Here is a 16,685-nt window from a genome sequence, read left to right on the forward strand (position 1 = left end):
CCAGGACCTCCATGACCCGTTCCGCCCTCCGTATCCCGCAGCCGCAGCGGCTGTCCGTTGCCGTGCTCGCCGTGCTCTGCAGCGTGGCCCCGGCCGCCTTCGCCGACACCGCCGCCGACCCGACCACGCTCGACAAGGTCGTGGTCAAGGGCGAACGCGCCGAAGGCTATTCGGTGCGCCGCACCTCGGCCGGTACCCGCTTCGACCTGGCGCCGCGCGAGATCCCGCAGTCGCTCAGCATCATCAGCCACCAGCGCATCGAAGATCAGAAGCTGGACGACATCATCGACGTGCTGGCCAACACCACCGGCGTGACCAGCACCCAGTCCGACAGCGAGCGCACCGAGTTCTACGCGCGTGGCTTCTATATCGATGCCTACCAGTTCGATGGCCTGCCCACGCAGATGGTGCAGAACTGGAGCTACGGTGACTCCGGGCTGGACCTGGCGCTGTATGACCGTGTGGAAGTGGTGCGAGGTGCCACCGGCCTGCTCAGCGGCGCCGGCAACCCGTCCGCGTCGGTGAACCTGATCCGCAAGCACGCCGACAGCGCCGAGCTGGCCGGCAGCGTGTCGGTGAACGTGGGCAGCTGGGGCCGCACCCGCACCACCGTGGATGTGGGCAGCGCGCTCAATGCCAGCGGCAGCGTGCGTGGGCGCGTGATCGGCAGCTATCTGGACACCGACGGCCAGATGGACCGTTACAACCAGCGCAAGACGCTGGGCTATGCGGTCATCGATGCCGACCTGACCCCGGACACGCAGCTGAGCGTAGGCTACGACTACCAGCAGAAGCGCGCCAATGGCGCGACCTGGGGCGGTTTCCCGATGCTGTATTCGGATGGCTCGCGCACCGGCTACGACGAATCGTTCAACGCCAGCCCGGAGTGGACCTATTGGGACACCACCAGCAAGCGGGCCTTCGCCACCCTGCAACACGCCTTCAGCAGCGGCTGGAAATTCAAGGTGGGCGCCACGCACGATGAGACCAGGGCCGACGACAAGCTGTTCTACCCCGCCTACAACGACTGGACCACGGGCGCCTCGAACTTCGACCGGGCCACTGGCGCGGGCATCTCGCCGTCCGCAGGCCTGTACAACACCGAGCGCAAGGTCACTGGCGTCGACGGCTACGTGGATGGCCCGTTCCAGCTGTTCGGCCGCGAGCACCAGCTGATGGCCGGCCTCAGCTACAACAAGCGCGAGTACGCCAACTACGGCGACTACCAGGTCGGTGGCCCGGGCCAGACCTGGGATCCGTTCGCCAGCTATCTGAACTGGACGGGCAAGATCGGTGAGCCGAACTGGAACCCGCTGGCCCTGGCCAGCGAGGGCACCATCACGCAGAAGGCCGGCTACGCGGCCGCGCGCCTGTCGCTGGCCGATCCGCTGAAGCTGATCATCGGCGCACGCTACACCGACTGGAAGAGCGAGGGTGAAGGCGCCGACCGCGCGCACAAGGTGACCACGCCGTACGCTGGCCTGGTCTTCGACATCAATGGGACGTACTCGACCTATGCCAGCTACACCGAGATTTTCCAGCCGCAGACGCTGAAGGACCGCAATGGCAGCTACCTCGATCCGGTCGATGGCAAGAGCTACGAGGTGGGCGTCAAGGGCGCGTGGTTCGACAACCGCCTGAACGCCTCGCTGGCCGTGTTCCGCATCGAACAGGACAACGTCGGCCAGGCCACCGGCGAGCCGGTGCAGGGCAGCCAGAACGAGTTCGCCTATCGCGCTGCACGCGGCACCGTCAGCCGCGGCTTCGAGTTCGAGGTGAACGGCGAACTCGCCCCGGGCTGGAACGCGACCTTCGGTGCGTCGCGCTATGTGGCCAAGGACATCAACGGCGCCGACATCAACACCAACCTGCCGCAGACCGCGCTGAAACTGTTCACCAGCTACACCCCGCAGTCGCTGCAGGCACTGACCGTCGGCGGCGGCGCCAACTGGCAGAACCGCATCTACTACCCGGTGCCAGCCTACGGCCGCATCGAACAGAGCGGCTACGCGCTGGTCAGTGCCTTCCTGCGCTACCGCATCTCGCCGGAGTTCAGCGTGCAGGCCAACCTCAACAACCTGCTGGACAAGAAGTACCTGTCGCAGGTCAACGGCTACGGTGCCTACGGCGATGGCCGCAATGGCTCGCTGACGTTCACCTGGGCGTTCTGATCAGACGCGGGGTACGACCACCCCGCGCCTGTTGAGCCGAGCGCGGGCTCGGCTCTACGCCCGCAAGGCAGCGCCGGAACTGACCGGCGCTGCCACCGTCACATCAGAACCGCAGGTCCGCGCGCAGGTACCAGTAGCGGCCACGCGGGATGTCGTAGGTCGAGGCGTCATACCCGTTCAACGAACACGACAGGCAGATCGGCGGATCCTTGTCGAACACGTTGTTCAGGCCCGCGGTCAGCTGCAGCCCCTTCATCCAGTCGATCTTGTAGCCCACCTGCACGTCGTGGAAGGTGGTGGCCGAGAGCGTGTTGGTACCGGCGGCCTGGTTGCTGCAGACCGGGAATGCCACCGCATCGCCACAGTTCTCGGTCAGCTCGGAGATGTGCCGCACCGTCCAGTTCGCACTCCAGCGGTCCAGCGTCCAGCCGATGCTGGCGTTGCTGGTCCACTCTGGAATGGAGCTGTCGGCCACTTCCACGCCCGGCTTCTGCGGCTGCTTCTGCCCGGCCGCGCCGGTGGCTTCGTAACGACCGACGAAGGTGTTCTTCCAGGCCAGCTTGAACTGGCCGACCGAGGTCTGCGGCAAGGTCCAGAACAGGTCCACGTCCCAGCCATCGGTCTTGATCGAGCCCAGGTTGGTCAGCCGGTTGTTGAAGCTGCTGACCGCGCCGGTGCTGGCGCGGGTGATGCCACCGCAATACAGCGGGTCAAGCGTGTCCACGCACAGGTCCAGCTGGGTCTGGGCGTTGATGGCCTGGATCGCACCATCGATGGCATGGCGGTAGAAGGTCACTTCCACATCGAAGCGCTCCGACCAGGACGCGTTGTTGCCGAACCACGGACTCCACACGAAGCCGGCGCTGAAGCTGCGCGAGCGCTCCGGTTCCAGCTCGCGGTTGCCGCCGGTGGTCACCGAAATCTGCGAGTTGGCCTGCTGGAAGCCGGCCGGGACGCCCAGCGCGGCGCAGTTGGCGGCGCTGCCGCGCGGCGGCGTACCGCCGAGGCCCACCGAGCACGGATCGAACAGCTGCAGGTCGGCGCGTGCGGCCGAGCCGTACAGCTCGCCGATCGATGGCGCCCGGAAGCCCTCGGCGTAGGTGGTGCGCAGCACGAAGTCGTCGGTCACCTGCCAGCGCAGGCCGTACTTCGGGGTGAACTCGCCACCGAAGGTGGAGTAGTCCGAGTAGCGGCCGGCCAGGCTCAGGTCCAGCTTCTTGCCCAGCGGCGAGTCGGCGAAGATCGGAACGCTCAACTCCAGGTACGCTTCGTTGACGTCATACGAACCGGACGTCGGCTGCGACGGCACACCGTTGTAGTGGCCGATCACCGTCAGCGGGTCGGGCTGGTACCAGCCCTTGTACTTGCGATATTCGTAGCCGCTGGCGAACGACACCGGACCGGCCGGCAGGGTGAACAGGTCGCTGGACAGGTTGGCGGTGAACAGGCTCAGCTCGTTCTGGCTGCGGTCGCGCACCACCGGCTGGATCCACTTCAGCATGTCCGGGGTGATCGAGCCGGCGCCACCGAAGATGTTCAGCGGCACGCATCCCGGGGTTGCCGCACACACCGCCGGATCGCCCAATGCCAGGTTGACGTTGTAGATGTTGTAGCTGCCATAGTTGGTCTGTTCGGCCTTGTTCTTGCTGTACATGCCGTTGACGTCCCAGTACCAGCTGCGGTCGGCGGCATGGAAGTTGCCGACCAGGCCGGTGGCCACGTAGGTGGTGTTGACCTCCTGCTTGAACACGCGTGCCCCGCCCTCCACCGGGCGGCGGCCGATCAGGCTCATGTTGTCGCCGGACACCAGATCGAAACCGAACGGGTTGTAAGGGTTCAGGCGCGAGACCACGATGTTGTCGGCCAGCGGGTTGCCGGTGGCGCCGTCAGGACCAAAGAACAACGGCTCCGGTCCGGCCTGGTTGGTCGACTCGCGGCGGTTGCCCAGCGCCTTGATGTACCACTGCACGTTGTCGGTGATGTCGAAACGGAACTGGCCGAACAGGCCTTTGCGCTCCGACGGCGTGAGTACCATGTTGTATTCGGCGAAGTTGAAGCGGTCGGCGGTGGTGAAGCAATGGTAGTCATCGCTGCGGTTGCAGCCGGCGCTGCCGTCGTACCGTGGATTGCTGACACCGCTGTTGGGCACGATGTTCTGCACCGCGCCGGTGTTCGGATCGGTGAACATGAAGCGGCCCTGCGGGATGCCACCGCTGCCGAAGGCCAGGCCGGTGCCGGGAATCGGGAAGCGCGACTGTTCGCGGTCCTTGGCAAACACCGGATCCTGCTTGGTCCAGCTGGCGCCCAGGAACAGGCTGAAGCGGTCGCCGCTCTTGCCCCAGGCCAGATCCACGCCCTTCTGCGTGCCGTCGCCCTTGCTGTACTCACCATAGTTCAGCGTCACCTGGCCGCCGTCGAAGTCGCGGCGGGTGATGATGTTGACCACGCCGGCGATGGCATCGGAGCCGTACAGCGACGATGCGCCGTCTTCCAGCACCTCGATGCGTTCGACGATGGCCAGCGGGATGGTGTTGAGGTCGGTGGCGGCACCCACACCCGATGCGGACGACTCGTTGACCCAGCGGATGCCGTCGACCAGCACCAGCACGCGCTTGGCACCGAGGTGGCGCAGGTCGACCTGCGCCGAGCCGGCACCCACGCCGCTGCCATCTGGCGGGAAGCCGAAGTTGCCGGACGAATTGAACTTGGCATTGAGCGCCGAACCCGAGCCGGTCAGTTGCTGCAGCACCTCGCTGATCGAGTTCAGGCCGGTGCGTTCGATGTCACCGCGGGTCAGGGTCTGGATCGGGACCTGGCCCTCGACTTCAGCGCGCTTGATGCGGGTACCGGTGACTTCCACCGCATCCAGGTTGGTGGTGGATTGTGCAGCGGCACCCAACGGGGCCAGGGCCATCACGCACAGCGCGACGGCAACCGCCAACGGGCGGTGGTGCAGGTGATTCATTCGCTCTCTCTCCAAAGGAATGTCGGGACATGGACTGCCGCGCTCCCCCCCTGCATGGCGGCAGCGTCTCCTTTGTAAACAAGCGGTAAAAATCACGGCGTGACGATCGACACTCTTTCACGCGGAATTGACGCAATTGCATGACATTTGCGTCAGATGAGTGCCGTTTAGAACCGGACGGTAATGTTCCGCCGCCTTCGCTTTGATGCTGGCCGCGACAGCGCGCGCCGGAAACTGCCGCGCGCATGAAAGTGCCTTTGCCGAACCATTTCAGGAATAGTCTGAAATTCCTTCATTCAGAAGGCCCGCTTGATCGACCCGGTGCAGACTCGCACCTCCAGCCATTCGCGGGAGGATCGATCATGAAAGCATCAACTGCCGTGCCAAGCGTCATGATGGTGATCACGCTGCTTCTTCCCCTGGCCGGCGAATCGAGGGCAGGTGGCGTGATCGAGTGCAACAACTGCCCCTCTCCCAGCGATGCGGCCTCGGCCTCAGGAGAGGGATTGACGGTTGTGGTGGATTTCGAGAGCGCCGCGTTGACCGCTTTCGACGTTGAACATGACCCTGAAACCGGAAGGTGGCGAGCACATCCGACCCCGGTTCCGGCGCAGATTGAAATGGCTTTTCTGCGGATCCTGGATGCGACGCTGTCAGCAGGGCAAGCGCCGCTCATGCAGCAATCACCGCATGAGCGGCAGTGAGACAACGCTCTATCGCACGAAGGCAATCCGCTCCATGCCGGTCGCCTCGGCCGCAGCCAATATCCGCGCCATGCCTTCGTACTCGGCCGCCGGATCGGTGGCGATGCGCAGCTCCGGCAGGTTGCCGGCATGTTCGCCCACCTGTGCCTGCAGGCGCGCCTGCAGCTCACTGATCGCCATCGGCTGGCCATTCCAGCTGAGCTGGTTGCCAGCGTCCAGGCGCAGCTCGATCGGCGGGGGCGATTCGGGACGGTCAACCACGCGATCGGTAGCCTGTGGCAACTGCACGGCGATTGGCCGAGCCACGATCGGCGCAGTCACGATGAAGATGATCAACAGCACCAGCATGACATCCACCAGTGGCGTGACATTGATGTCCGCCAGCGGGCCGCTTCTTCCTGCGCTACTGAACGCCATGTGCCGCTCCCTGCAGCCGGGCCGTTCGCCCAAGGCCGACGTTACGACGACTGTCACTCGCTGCGGCAGGGGCTTCTACGGATTCATTCAGCTGTCGTTGCCGACGCCCGGCGTGCACGCAATGCGAAACTGAATTCAGCCACCGCCCGCTATGCTGCATGCCATGACCCGACGATCTCCGACCGCCCTGTCCCTGCTGCCCTTGGCCACCACGCTGCTGATCGGTTGCGCCAATGCCCAGTCCCTCGACGCCCAGAACGCGCAGTTGAAAGCCGCGATCGCGGCCGCCGAACGCGGCCAGTTCGATCCTGGCCAGGCCGCTGCGCTCAGCCGCCACCCGGCGTACGGCTGGCTGGAGTACGCCAACCTGCGCCGCAACATCGACACCGTCGATACCGCGCAGGCACAGGCCTTCCTCAAGCGCTATGAGGGCCAGGCCGTGGCCAGCACGTTCCGCAGCGTGTGGCTGCCCTCGCTCGCCCGCCGCCAGGACTGGCCGACCCTGCTGGCCAACTGGGCGCCCACCGACAACGCCGGCCTGCGCTGTGCGCAACTGACCGCGCGCCAGGTAACCGGCAAAGTCGATCCGCAGTGGATCAGCGAAGCGCAGGAGCTGTGGCGCAAGAACGGCAAGCCGCTGCCGGACAGCTGCGATGCGGTGTTCACCGTGCTGCAGGCCCAAGGCGGCCTGAGCGACGCCCTGCGCTGGGAACGGATCGATGCCGCCGCCGACGCGCAGCAGCCCGCCGTGATGCGCAGCGCGGCCCGCGGCCTGCCTGCCACCGATCTGGCACTGGCCAACACTTACGCCGCCTTCGTCGACAAGCCCAATGCCAGCGCCCTGAACTGGCCGCGCAACGAGCGCAGCCGGCGCATCGCCACCGATGGCCTGGCCAAGCTGGCCAAGGCTGACCCGGCCGCCACCGAACAGCAGCTGCCGCAGTACGCGCAGGCGCTGGGGCTGAGTGCCGACCAGCAGGGCCAGGTGCTGTACCAGATCGCGCTGTGGACGGTGGCGTCCTACCTGCCCGATTCGGCACGCCGCCTCAACGCGGTGCCGGAGTCGGCCTATGACGAACGCCTGCACGAGTGGCGCGTGCGCGAAGCGATGTCGCGCGGCGACTGGCCGGCGGCGCTGACCGCCATCCGCAAGATGGGCAGCAAGCAGCGCAGCGACCCGCGCTGGCGCTACTTCGAAGGCCGCATGCTGGAGAAGACCGGCCAGGCCCAGCAGGCGCAGCCGCTGTTCCGCGAAGCCGCACGCGCACCGACCTTCCACGGTTTCCTTGCCGCCGACAAGCTGCAGCAGGGCTATACCCTGTGCCCGTGGAAGCCCAACGACAGCGCGCAGGCACAGGCCGTGATCGCGCGCGACCCGGCCATCCAGCGGGCGATGGCGCTGTACCAGATCGACCGCGCCGGTTGGGCCGTGGCCGAATGGAACAGCGCGCTGTCGCGCTTCGACGACACCCAGCGCCGCCTCGCCGTGCGCGTGGCGCAGGACAACGGCTGGTTCGACCGTGCCGTGTTCGCGCTCGGCAAGCAGCCGCAGGAACAGCGCCTGTACGACCTGCGCTTCCCGCTGCACCACGACGCCACCATCCGCCGCGAGTCGGCACGCAACGCGATCGATCCGGCCTGGGTGGCGGCGGAGATCCGTGCCGAGAGCACGTTCACCCCGCGCGCGCGCTCGCCTGCCAACGCCATGGGCCTGATGCAGGTGCTGCCGGCCACCGGTGCCAGCGTGGCCAAGTCGATCGGCCTGACCGGCTACGGCGGCGCCGACAGCCTGTACGACCCGGACACCAACATCGCGATCGGCACCGCCTACCTGCGCCAGCTGATGAACAAGTACGACGGCCTGCCGTACGTGACCATCGCCGCGTACAACGCGGGGCCGACGCCGACGGCACGCTGGCAGGGCCAGCGCCCGGGCTTCGATCCGGATCTGTGGATCGAGACCATCAGCTACAAGGAAACCCGCGAGTACGTCGCCCGCGTGCTGGCCTTCAGCGTGATCTACGACTGGCGCCTCAACGGTGATGCACTGCCGCTGAGCGACCGCCTGATGGGCCGCCTGGTGGACAAGCGCAAGCGCTTCAGCTGCGCGGCCGACGCCGAGCAGGGCGGCGATTGATCGCAACACGGTACTGCCGGCCGCTGGCCGGCATTCCCCGGTGTCCACGCCCTGGGGAGTGAAACGATGCGCCTGCTGGCCTGGATCAGGCTGGCCGCTGTATCGGTAGTGCCGGCCGCTGGCCGGCAGCTTCGGGGTGACTGCGGTTGCCGGCCAGCGGCCGGCACTACCGGTGCATCTGCACCGGGCATGCGATGATTCCCGCCATGAAGATCTATCTTGTCGGCGGCGCCGTGCGTGACCGCCTGCTGCAGCGACCTGCCGGCGACCATGACTGGGTGGTGGTCGGTGCCACGCCCGCGCAGATGGAAGCGCAGGGCTACACCGCCGTCGGCCGCGATTTCCCGGTGTTCCTGCACCCGAAGACCGGCGAGGAATACGCGCTGGCGCGCACCGAGCGCAAATCCGGTCGTGGCTACCGCGGCTTCGTGGTCGATGCCGATCCGGCGGTGACGCTGGAGGAGGACCTGCAGCGCCGCGACTTCACCATCAACGCGATTGCCTGCGACGAGGACACCGGCACGCTGGTCGATCCCTACGGCGGTGTGCGCGATATCGAGCAACGCGTGCTGCGCCATGTCGGCCCTGCGTTCGTGGAAGATCCGCTGCGCGTGCTGCGCGCGGCGCGCTTCATGGCGCGCTTCGCGCCACTGGGCTTCACCGTCGCCGAAGAGACCATGGCACTGATGCGCGAGGTCGCCGCCAGTGGCGAGCTGGACGCGCTGGTGCCCGAGCGCGTCTGGCAGGAGCTGCGCAAGGCGCTGGTCAGTGAGCGGCCCTCCGCGTTCCTGCGCACATTGCACGATGCGCATGCACTGGGCCCGATCCTGCCCGAGCTGGAAGCGCTGTATGGCGTGCCACAACGTGCCGAATTCCACCCCGAGGTCGATACCGGCATCCACCAGGAAATGGTCAGCGACATGGCTGCCAGGCTGGCGCCGGGCGATGACCTGGTCGGTTTCGCGGCCCTCACCCACGACCTCGGCAAGGGCCTGACCCCGCCGGAGGAATGGCCGCGCCACATCATGCACGAGCAGCGCGGCATCAAGCCGCTGAAGGCACTGTGTGCGCGGTTGAAGATTCCCGCCGAACACCAGCAGCTGGCTGAAGCGGTGTGTCGCGAGCACTTGAACGTGCACCGCATCGACGAACTGCGCGATGCCACCGTGCTGGAACTGCTGGGCCGCTGCGATGCGCTGCGCCGGCCGGAACGCGTGGCCCGCATCGCACTGTGCTGCGAGGCCGACAAGCGCGGCCGGCTCGGCTTCGAGGATGCCGACTACCCCCAGGGCGAAACGCTCAAGCGACTGCACCAGGCGGCGCTGTCAGTGCAGGCGCGGGATCTGGATACCACGCACCTGAAGGGCCCGGCCATCGGCGAAGCGCTGGCCAAGGCGCGGGTGAAAGCCATCGCCGCCGCCCGCTGATCCGCAACCGCCGTGGCGGCCGCGCACCGACTCCCACGGGTAGTGCCGGCCGCTGGCCGGCACCCCTATATCACTGGCTTCAGTGCGCCATCCCACGGGTAATCGCCGCCGCACGCTGCTTCAGCTGGGCCACGGCATCGGGAATCATCTCCATGCCCACGTCCAGGCCCGGGTTCAGCACCAGGCCGACGCCGTCGCCGATACCGGCCAGCAGCGCATGCACTGCGATCGGCATGGCATGCGCAAACTGCGGCAGCTGCTCGTGCCACAGGCCGGCACGCTCGGGCGCGGTGAACACCGCGAACATCGGCTCGCCGCTCTCGCTGGTCAGCACCAGCGGCGAGATGCTCTCGTCCCAGGCACCATCTTCGCCGATGGCCTTGTCCAGCAGCACGAACGCCGTCGAGGTCAGCAGGCCGTCGAGGAACTGCGCTGCGGTCAGCGTGCCGTCCTGGGCCTGCAGCAGGCGCACCTCGAGGTCGTTGAGGGGTTCGAACGGGGTGTCGTGGTCCATGGTCGGTTCCGGTACGTGGTTGCAGGCTGCAACTTTAGCAGGCCGGGCACGAGGCACGGCAGCGCCTCGGCAGGGACACCGGCTTCAGCGGCCGATGAGGCTTTCCGCGGGAATGCCCAGGTTGCGGTGAAGCTTCCGGATCATTTCCAGAGTCAGACCGCGCTTGCGATTCAACACCTCATAGACACGATTGAGCTGGCCGATGGACGGCACCAGATCCTTCACGGTCAGACCGCCCTGCTCCATGCGGAAGCGGATTGCGTCGATGGGATCTGGCGGTTCGATCGGGTAGTGCTTCGCTTCGTAGGCTTCAACCAGCGTTACGAGAATTTCGAATCGATCGCCCTCCTCGCTGCCCGGCTCCGGCTCGTTGTCCACATAGGCCGAAATCTCGCGCAGCGCATTTTCGTAGTCGTTTTCCGTACGGATGGGCTGGATGTTCATAGAAGCTCCACAGTGTCGGCGTCGATCCGGTCGTACTCGGCGTGGGTGCCAATGAACTTGATGTAGACCACTTGAAACCTGTAACTCACAGCGACGATGAGCCGGTAGCTGTTGCCCTTTATGTTGAACACCACACGACTGTTCGCCACGAAACTTGCGCTTGCATAACGTTGGCGTACGTCGTGCGGCGTGTCCCATACGGCGTGCCTGACTTCGTCGTACCAGGACCTCAGCACTGCTTCCGAATCAGGGTGACGTTCCCAGAATCGTTTCAGCGTTGCCAAAGCAACCACCTTCATCCCCACATCCTAGTCCCAATATGGGACATAAGCAACCGTTTCATCTTCATCAGCGGCCGATATAGCCGTGCCGCCATAGCCAGCCCAGCGCGGCCAACCCGGCCACGCCCACCAGCATCAACGGCAGGCCGAAGCGGTGCTGCCACGGGATCGGCACCCCGCCCAGCTGCTGGTCCATGGTCTCGGTATCCAGCACCCAGCCGTGCTCGCACCGGGTACAGGCCAGCTCGTAGCGGCGCTGGTAGGTGAACCCGAACAGCAGGTCGATGCGCGCCATCTTGTAGCGCAGCTGCGGGGCGAATTCGGTTTCCGTCTGGCAGCGCAGGCAGTGGTGCGCTTCGGTGGGGCCGACGATCAGCACCCGTTCCTGTTGGCCGATCAGGATCATGTCCGGTTGCCCCGGCAGGTGGGCTGGGCCAGCAGCCAAGCCTGGGCGGCGGCGACGGTGGCCGCGTCACCCTCCACGCGCTGGTCGGGCTCGATCTTCAAGCCATCGCCACGATCATTGCGATCCCGCATCACGCTGGTGGTCAGCAGCAGCGCGCTGCCATCAGCCAGCGGCCGCATCACGTTAGCGGTGGACAGCCCCGAGGTGGGCTGGCCGAAACTGCGCGTCTGCGGCCGGCCGCGGAAGGAAAGTACGGTGGCCTCTCCGGAGCTGGCAGTGCGCGGGCCGGTCAGCACGGCGACGGGCGCGCCCGGATGTTTGAGCAGATAGCCGGGCCCACCAAGATCGATCCGCACGCGATCGCCAAGACGCACACTGGATGAGGTCAGCTGCCAGAGCGACGGACCATCTGCGGCAGCGAAGGAACCCACGTTCTCGTCGGCGCTGGGCGTGACGCGCAACAGCGGCGCCACGCCCAGCAGCATCGGCCACATGTTGCCACCGGTGTTGTCGCGCAGATCGACAATCCAGCCGCAGCGGCTGCCGTTGTCCTGGTCATCGATGATCGCCTGCCAGCGCTTGGCACGCTCCTTCATCTGCTGGTGCGCCGTCGGGCCCTGCATGACGCCGTAGCCCTCGATCTCCACCCAGCCGATGCGCGGGTCCGGTGCTCCGGCCAGGGACGTCGTTGCTTTCGGAGCCGCTGTCGCTGCGCCATTGGCGCGCTCCAGGCGTTCTGCCTTCGCCTGCAGCTGCTTTGCGCTGATCCAAGCACCGTGCCCGCCGGAACTGCGACCGATGGCCTGCCGGAGCACTGCGCGGACCTCAGCCGGGTCGTTCTGCGCCGCCTTCAGGCGCGTGCGGATGGCCCGCCAGTCCACCCGGTCGCGGTACAGCGATTCCTTCTCCAGCATGTCCAGCAACTGGGCCTGTGCCTGTGCTGTCGGCAGGTCGATGGCGTCTGGTGCCACGGCCTGTGCGGTGGTGCAGAACAGGGCGCCCAGTGCAGTGGCCATCACGCGGCGATCAATAGACATTCGACGTTCCTTCGTCGTGAGCAAGTACCGCAGCATACGCGCTTGCCGCCGCCGTTGCGTGTCGGCTTTGGCACTCCCATGCGGGGCGTGATTTACAACTTTGCTCATGTCGTTGTTCGAGTGAAAGCGCGAAGTTGGCTGTGCCAACGTACGTTGCGCTGGCCGGGATTGGCGTCCCGAATCAAACATCGAAGCGATCGATTTGCCGCATCAACGGCAATCGCGACAATGCACCGGCTTGCCCATGGTGGGCGGTGCGTGGGGATCCTCGTGATCCGTCGGCTTTTTCGCTTTGATTTTGACCGGCACGCCAACCCGCACCGCCCGCCACCTTGCATCCCGCAGGTGGCCTCGCCTCGTGAGGTTGCCGCCATGAACACGCCCCACCCCACCTATCCACGCCTGCAGGCATTGCTCGGCGCTGCACTGCCCGGCCTGCAGCTGTCCACTGCCGTCGCCGAAGCGTTGGAAGATGCACTCGCCGAAGCCAACGAACAGGCGCCACCGTCGGCGTTCTTCGCCCGGTTGCGCGGCATCGCTCACAGCCACGCAGCCGACGGCCAGGCGTGGCGCGAGCGGCAACTCAGCGAGGCGCGCGGCCGGGACCTGGCCGAGGCAACGCGCTGCCTGGCGGCAGTGTCTGCGTGTGGGGGCGTGTTGCTGGCGGCGCAGTCGGCACGCGAGATGGATGATGCGCAGGCGCAGTGTCCGCCGCAGGTGGAGGAAGGCTTGCTGCACGCAGTGGTGGTATTGGCCGATCATGCCGGAGCGTTGGTGGAACCGGATGCGTGCGCACCGCTGCTATAGAGCTGAGCCTATGCTCGGAGGCGCAGAGGTCATGGCGTGGGTGGGATTCGTGCCGACCAAGGTCGGCACCTACCAGAGCAACGTCATGGCGCCGTTGGATCTGTGCCCACCAAGGTCGACACCCACCAGAACGGGTCATGACACCCATACCGCGCGCTACCAGTCCGCGCGCAGGCCGATGTTGCCTTCGATGATGCGGCGCTTCTCGTTGCGGTCGCCACCCAGCTCGCGCGTGTAGTCGGCCACGGCATAGGCGCTGATGGTGCGGTTGAAGCGACCGACCACACCCACGCCGGCTTCCAGCGCGCGCGAGCGCTGCGAATTGACGATCACGTCGTCGTCGAAACGGATGCGGTCCTCGCCGGAACGGCCATGCCAGTAATTGAGCTTGAAATACGGCTGCCAGCCGTTGTCGGCCAACTGATAATCGCCGGCCAGGCGCAGGCCGATGCGGCCGGTCCAGGCGTTGTCGTTGTCGAAGCGCACGCTCGATACTTCATCGCGACGGTCATCCAGCGAAGCGCGCTGCCAGATCACCTGCACCTGCGGTTCCAGCCACCATGCGGACTGCCCGACGTGCAGCAGCGGCTTTCCGGCCTCCACTGACACGCTGGTGCCATCGCCCTTGATGCCGAAGCCGAGCCCACGCGAGGAACGCACGCGGCCGTCGTAGCGGCTCTGCATCGCCACGGCGTCGATGTAGCCGCCACTGCTGTCGGTGAAGGTCCAGTACAGGCCCACGTGCTTGTCGTCCAGGCGGTTCTGGCCCACCTGCACGTTCTCCCAGCCCAGTGCCAGACCCGTGGTCTTGCCCTGCGCGCGGGTGCGGCCAACGAATACGCCGATCTGGTTGCGGTGGTTGTCAGACGCCGCAGCCCACACGTCGAGGCCGGCCTGCAGGCCCATCACATCGCCATCGAAGCCCGGCTGCGCATCCCCCTTCCAGTGGATCTCGCTGCTCTGCCCCACCAACCGGCCCCAAGCGGTGCGGAATGCGCCCTGGTTGTACAGCAGGCGCTGCTCGCCCTGCCGCTCGTGGAACGTGCCGAGACTGGCCAGCGAGGTCTCGCGCAGCAGCGGTGGCACCACGGCGTAGGCGGCGGTCTCCACGCGGTACAGCGGTACCAACACGCCTTCGGCCGGGCGTGCACCCGGCGTTGGCGGAGTGCCGGTACTGGGCAGCGCACCGCCGGCCACCGGCACGTCCGGCACCGCCGGGTCGCTGGGCGGCGCCACCGGTGCCGGTTCCGGTGGCGGCGGTGGCGGCGCGGTCTCGCCGGCGGTCAGGTCAGGATCGGTGGCGCCTTCCGGTGGCGGCGGCGGTGCCGGGGTGATCGCCGGCGGCGGTGCGACCGGCGGCGTCAGCGGCGGTGGCGCTGCGCTGCCATCACCGTTGGGTGCCGGCGTTGGCCCGGTCACCAGCGTCGATCGCAGGTACCAGTTCTCGCTGGTGCCGGCGCTGACACCGCCCTTGAACAGGAAGTACTCGTAGGCACCGGCCGCGACCGGCGCAAACAGCGAGAACGCGCCCGGCGCGGTGCGGCCACCATTCAAGGCCTGCACCACCAGGATGCCATCGGCCAGCGTGGCGGCACCGCTGCCGCCCGCATTGAGCACGCCGATGCCGGTGGTGCCGGTGGCGGAACCGCCATCGATCACCAGGCGGTCGCTGGTGGAATTGTCTGCGCCCAGCACGGTGCGCAGGTACAGGCCACCGCCGTCGCCGCGATAATTGCCGCGCACGGTGAACACGTCGCCTGCGCCGGTGCCGGTCAGGTCGATGCGCCCGGCATTGACCATCTCCACCAGTGCACCACTGTTGAACGGACGGATGGCATGGCCGCCACTGCCTGCATAGACGGTGCTCGTGTCATCCACCGTGAGCGTGCCGGTGCCGGTACTGCTGTCGCCCAGCACCAGATCGCCATCGAAGGTCAGCTCGGTGCTGTTGGCCAGGCGCACCGTCTCCCAGTTCTGGAAACGGCCCACGCCCGCCGTCTTGACGTTGCTGAGGTTGAGCTGGTCGATGCCGCTGCCACCGTCGAACAGCGGCACCGCCCCCAGGTTGCCCTGGTTGAGGTTGCCGAGGGTGGCGACGTCGTTGTCCGGCCCCATGTCGATCGCACCGTAGACGATGCCACCGCCATTCCAGTTGAAGGTGTCATCGCCGGTACTGAGCAGTACCTGCCCGCGCACGGTGCCGTCGGTGATGGTCACGCTGTCGTTGCCGCCGCTGACGCTGATGTTGCCGCCGATATAGGCCGTGCCAGAAATGATGATGGTGTCGGTGTCGAAGCCGGTCACCACGTTGCCATCCACGGTACCGCCGGACTGGTCCCACAGGTTCTTGTCCAGCTTCATGTTGACGCGGCCGATGCGGCCTGCGGTCATCCAGGCCTGGTCGCCATCCTCGAACGCACCGATGATGCGGCCACCGCTCATGCGGAAGGTATCGATGTTGTCGCCCTGCTGCAGCGCGCCGATCGTGCCGCCACTCATGACGAAATCATCGCGGCCACTGCCCTGCGCCACCACGCCGGTGACGGTGCCACCGGTGACGGTCATCTGGTCATCGCCACTGCCCTGGTCGACGCTGTCGATCGTACCGTTGCCCAGCACCAGCACGTCGTTGCCATCGCCCTGCAGGACGCCGCCGCTGATGCTGCCGGCCTGCATGTCCAGGCGGTCATTGCCGGCACCGAACTGCACGCCGGTGCGCCCGCTGATCGTTCCGCGGTTGACCAGCACGCTGTCGCCCGCGCCGACGAACTGCAGCGCGGTGTTGTTGCCGGTACTGATGCTGCCCGCATTTTCGACGCGGCTGCCGCCACCGAGCTGGACCGCCAGGCCGCCCACCGAACTGATCGTGCCCAGGTTGGACAGCAGGTGCCCGCCGGCGCCGACAAGCGAAATCGCGCTGCTGCCACCGCTCTGCTGCAGTTGTGCCGTGTTGGCGACAGTGACGGTGATGCCGGCGGCGCCATTGGCGGTGATGGGCACGGTCTGCGGGTTCGGCGCGTTGGCATCGCAGGTGACCGTCTGGCCGGCGACGGGGGCGACGCTGTCACAGCCGGCCCAGGCGGCGCTGGCGGTCAACAACATGACGGACGGAACAGCCAAGGCCTGCAGTACGGAAACAGTGAGGCGGCGCATACGCACTGCGCGCGGGACGGCATGGGACATACAGCACTCCTGGCAAGGGATCAGGAACTGCGGATATGCGGTACTGCGAGCGCAGTCTGCGCCGTGGTGAATGGTTTCGTCAGGTGAATTTGCGTGCCGCTCATCACAGTTCAGATGCGAACTTGATCGGGCATCACCTGGCCTCTACGTGCCTGAAATCGTTCATCTTTGCAGCGGTCATACGTCGCGAGA

At 66.6% G+C, this 16,685-nt stretch carries 13 protein-coding genes; 5 read left to right on the forward strand and 8 right to left on the reverse strand.

Annotated features, from left to right (window positions below):
- The first annotated feature begins 11 nt into the window (after positions 1–11).
- On the forward strand, positions 12–2,171 hold the full coding sequence (fhuE, locus tag LRM18_RS12690) for a ferric-rhodotorulic acid/ferric-coprogen receptor FhuE (protein WP_057495000.1): 2,160 nt from the start codon (positions 12–14) through the stop codon (positions 2,169–2,171).
- Between the two features lie 103 nt (positions 2,172–2,274).
- On the opposite strand, the gene LRM18_RS12695 is transcribed toward fhuE, so the two are convergent.
- The gene (locus tag LRM18_RS12695) at positions 2,275–5,136 is read right to left on the reverse strand and encodes a TonB-dependent receptor (protein WP_053506218.1); all 2,862 of its coding nucleotides are present in this window, start codon (positions 5,134–5,136) and stop codon (positions 2,275–2,277) included.
- Positions 5,137–5,381: 245 nt separating this feature from the next.
- Between LRM18_RS12695 and LRM18_RS12700 the strand changes: the two genes are divergently transcribed.
- A complete protein-coding gene (locus tag LRM18_RS12700) occupies positions 5,382–5,840 on the forward strand; it encodes a hypothetical protein (protein ID WP_270954752.1) in 459 nt (152 codons plus the stop codon).
- 9 nt (positions 5,841–5,849) lie between these two features.
- Here the strand turns inward: LRM18_RS12700 and LRM18_RS12705 are convergent, their stop codons facing one another.
- Positions 5,850–6,257, reverse strand: coding sequence for a biopolymer transporter ExbD (locus LRM18_RS12705; protein WP_270954753.1), 408 nt, complete (start codon positions 6,255–6,257; stop codon positions 5,850–5,852).
- A 151-nt stretch (positions 6,258–6,408) separates the two neighbouring features.
- Between LRM18_RS12705 and LRM18_RS12710 the strand changes: the two genes are divergently transcribed.
- Both LRM18_RS12710 and LRM18_RS12715 read left to right on the forward strand, forming a co-directional pair.
- Positions 6,409–8,394, forward strand: a complete 1,986-nt coding sequence (locus LRM18_RS12710; protein WP_074726591.1) for a transglycosylase SLT domain-containing protein — start codon at positions 6,409–6,411, stop codon at positions 8,392–8,394.
- Between the two features lie 206 nt (positions 8,395–8,600).
- Positions 8,601–9,821, forward strand: coding sequence for a multifunctional CCA addition/repair protein (locus LRM18_RS12715; protein ID WP_150827040.1), 1,221 nt, complete (start codon positions 8,601–8,603; stop codon positions 9,819–9,821).
- A 79-nt stretch (positions 9,822–9,900) separates the two neighbouring features.
- Here the strand turns inward: LRM18_RS12715 and LRM18_RS12720 are convergent, their stop codons facing one another.
- From LRM18_RS12720 to LRM18_RS12740, 5 genes are all read right to left on the reverse strand, one after another.
- On the reverse strand, positions 9,901–10,335 hold the full coding sequence (locus tag LRM18_RS12720; protein ID WP_005419309.1) for an SseB family protein: 435 nt from the start codon (positions 10,333–10,335) through the stop codon (positions 9,901–9,903).
- A gap of 84 nt (positions 10,336–10,419) precedes the next feature.
- A complete protein-coding gene (locus tag LRM18_RS12725; RefSeq protein ID WP_064239186.1) occupies positions 10,420–10,779 on the reverse strand; it encodes a transcriptional regulator in 360 nt (119 codons plus the stop codon).
- A complete protein-coding gene (locus LRM18_RS12730; protein WP_064239187.1) occupies positions 10,776–11,078 on the reverse strand; it encodes a type II toxin-antitoxin system HigB family toxin in 303 nt (100 codons plus the stop codon). The genes LRM18_RS12725 and LRM18_RS12730 overlap by 4 nt, the downstream gene beginning before the upstream one ends.
- Positions 11,079–11,127: 49 nt before the next feature.
- Complete coding sequence (locus LRM18_RS12735; RefSeq protein WP_049466438.1) at positions 11,128–11,466, reverse strand: hypothetical protein; 339 nt, start codon at positions 11,464–11,466, stop codon at positions 11,128–11,130.
- Positions 11,463–12,503 (reverse strand): S41 family peptidase, encoded by a 1,041-nt coding sequence (locus tag LRM18_RS12740; RefSeq protein WP_270954754.1) that lies wholly within the window; start codon positions 12,501–12,503, stop codon positions 11,463–11,465. Before LRM18_RS12740 ends, LRM18_RS12735 begins: the two co-directional genes overlap by 4 nt.
- 372 nt (positions 12,504–12,875) lie before the next feature.
- On the opposite strand from LRM18_RS12740, the gene LRM18_RS12745 reads away from it, so the two are divergent.
- Positions 12,876–13,310, forward strand: coding sequence for a hypothetical protein (locus tag LRM18_RS12745; protein WP_049466433.1), 435 nt, complete (start codon positions 12,876–12,878; stop codon positions 13,308–13,310).
- 156 nt (positions 13,311–13,466) lie between these two features.
- On the opposite strand, the gene LRM18_RS12750 is transcribed toward LRM18_RS12745, so the two are convergent.
- The gene (locus tag LRM18_RS12750) at positions 13,467–16,493 is read right to left on the reverse strand and encodes an autotransporter outer membrane beta-barrel domain-containing protein (protein WP_270954755.1); all 3,027 of its coding nucleotides are present in this window, start codon (positions 16,491–16,493) and stop codon (positions 13,467–13,469) included.
- Positions 16,494–16,685: the final 192 nt, after the last annotated feature.

The sequence above is a fragment of the Stenotrophomonas sp. PI_27 genome (genome assembly GCF_027854495.1).
Lineage (GTDB): Bacteria > Pseudomonadota > Gammaproteobacteria > Xanthomonadales > Xanthomonadaceae > Stenotrophomonas > Stenotrophomonas pavanii.

Coding starts and splice junctions, on each gene's coding strand:
- LRM18_RS12735 (WP_049466438.1), bottom strand. CDS start 11,466: ATGATCCTGATCGGCCAACAGGAACGGGTGCTGATCGTCGGCCCCACC.
- LRM18_RS12725 (WP_064239186.1), bottom strand. CDS start 10,779: ATGAACATCCAGCCCATCCGTACGGAAAACGACTACGAAAATGCGCTG.
- fhuE (WP_057495000.1), top strand. CDS start 12: ATGACCCGTTCCGCCCTCCGTATCCCGCAGCCGCAGCGGCTGTCCGTT.
- LRM18_RS12705 (WP_270954753.1), bottom strand. CDS start 6,257: ATGGCGTTCAGTAGCGCAGGAAGAAGCGGCCCGCTGGCGGACATCAAT.
- LRM18_RS12700 (WP_270954752.1), top strand. CDS start 5,382: ATGAAAGTGCCTTTGCCGAACCATTTCAGGAATAGTCTGAAATTCCTT.
- LRM18_RS12745 (WP_049466433.1), top strand. CDS start 12,876: ATGAACACGCCCCACCCCACCTATCCACGCCTGCAGGCATTGCTCGGC.
- LRM18_RS12710 (WP_074726591.1), top strand. CDS start 6,409: ATGCTGCATGCCATGACCCGACGATCTCCGACCGCCCTGTCCCTGCTG.
- LRM18_RS12750 (WP_270954755.1), bottom strand. CDS start 16,493: ATGTCCCATGCCGTCCCGCGCGCAGTGCGTATGCGCCGCCTCACTGTT.
- LRM18_RS12720 (WP_005419309.1), bottom strand. CDS start 10,335: ATGGACCACGACACCCCGTTCGAACCCCTCAACGACCTCGAGGTGCGC.
- LRM18_RS12695 (WP_053506218.1), bottom strand. CDS start 5,136: ATGAATCACCTGCACCACCGCCCGTTGGCGGTTGCCGTCGCGCTGTGC.
- LRM18_RS12715 (WP_150827040.1), top strand. CDS start 8,601: ATGAAGATCTATCTTGTCGGCGGCGCCGTGCGTGACCGCCTGCTGCAG.
- LRM18_RS12730 (WP_064239187.1), bottom strand. CDS start 11,078: ATGAAGGTGGTTGCTTTGGCAACGCTGAAACGATTCTGGGAACGTCAC.
- LRM18_RS12740 (WP_270954754.1), bottom strand. CDS start 12,503: ATGTCTATTGATCGCCGCGTGATGGCCACTGCACTGGGCGCCCTGTTC.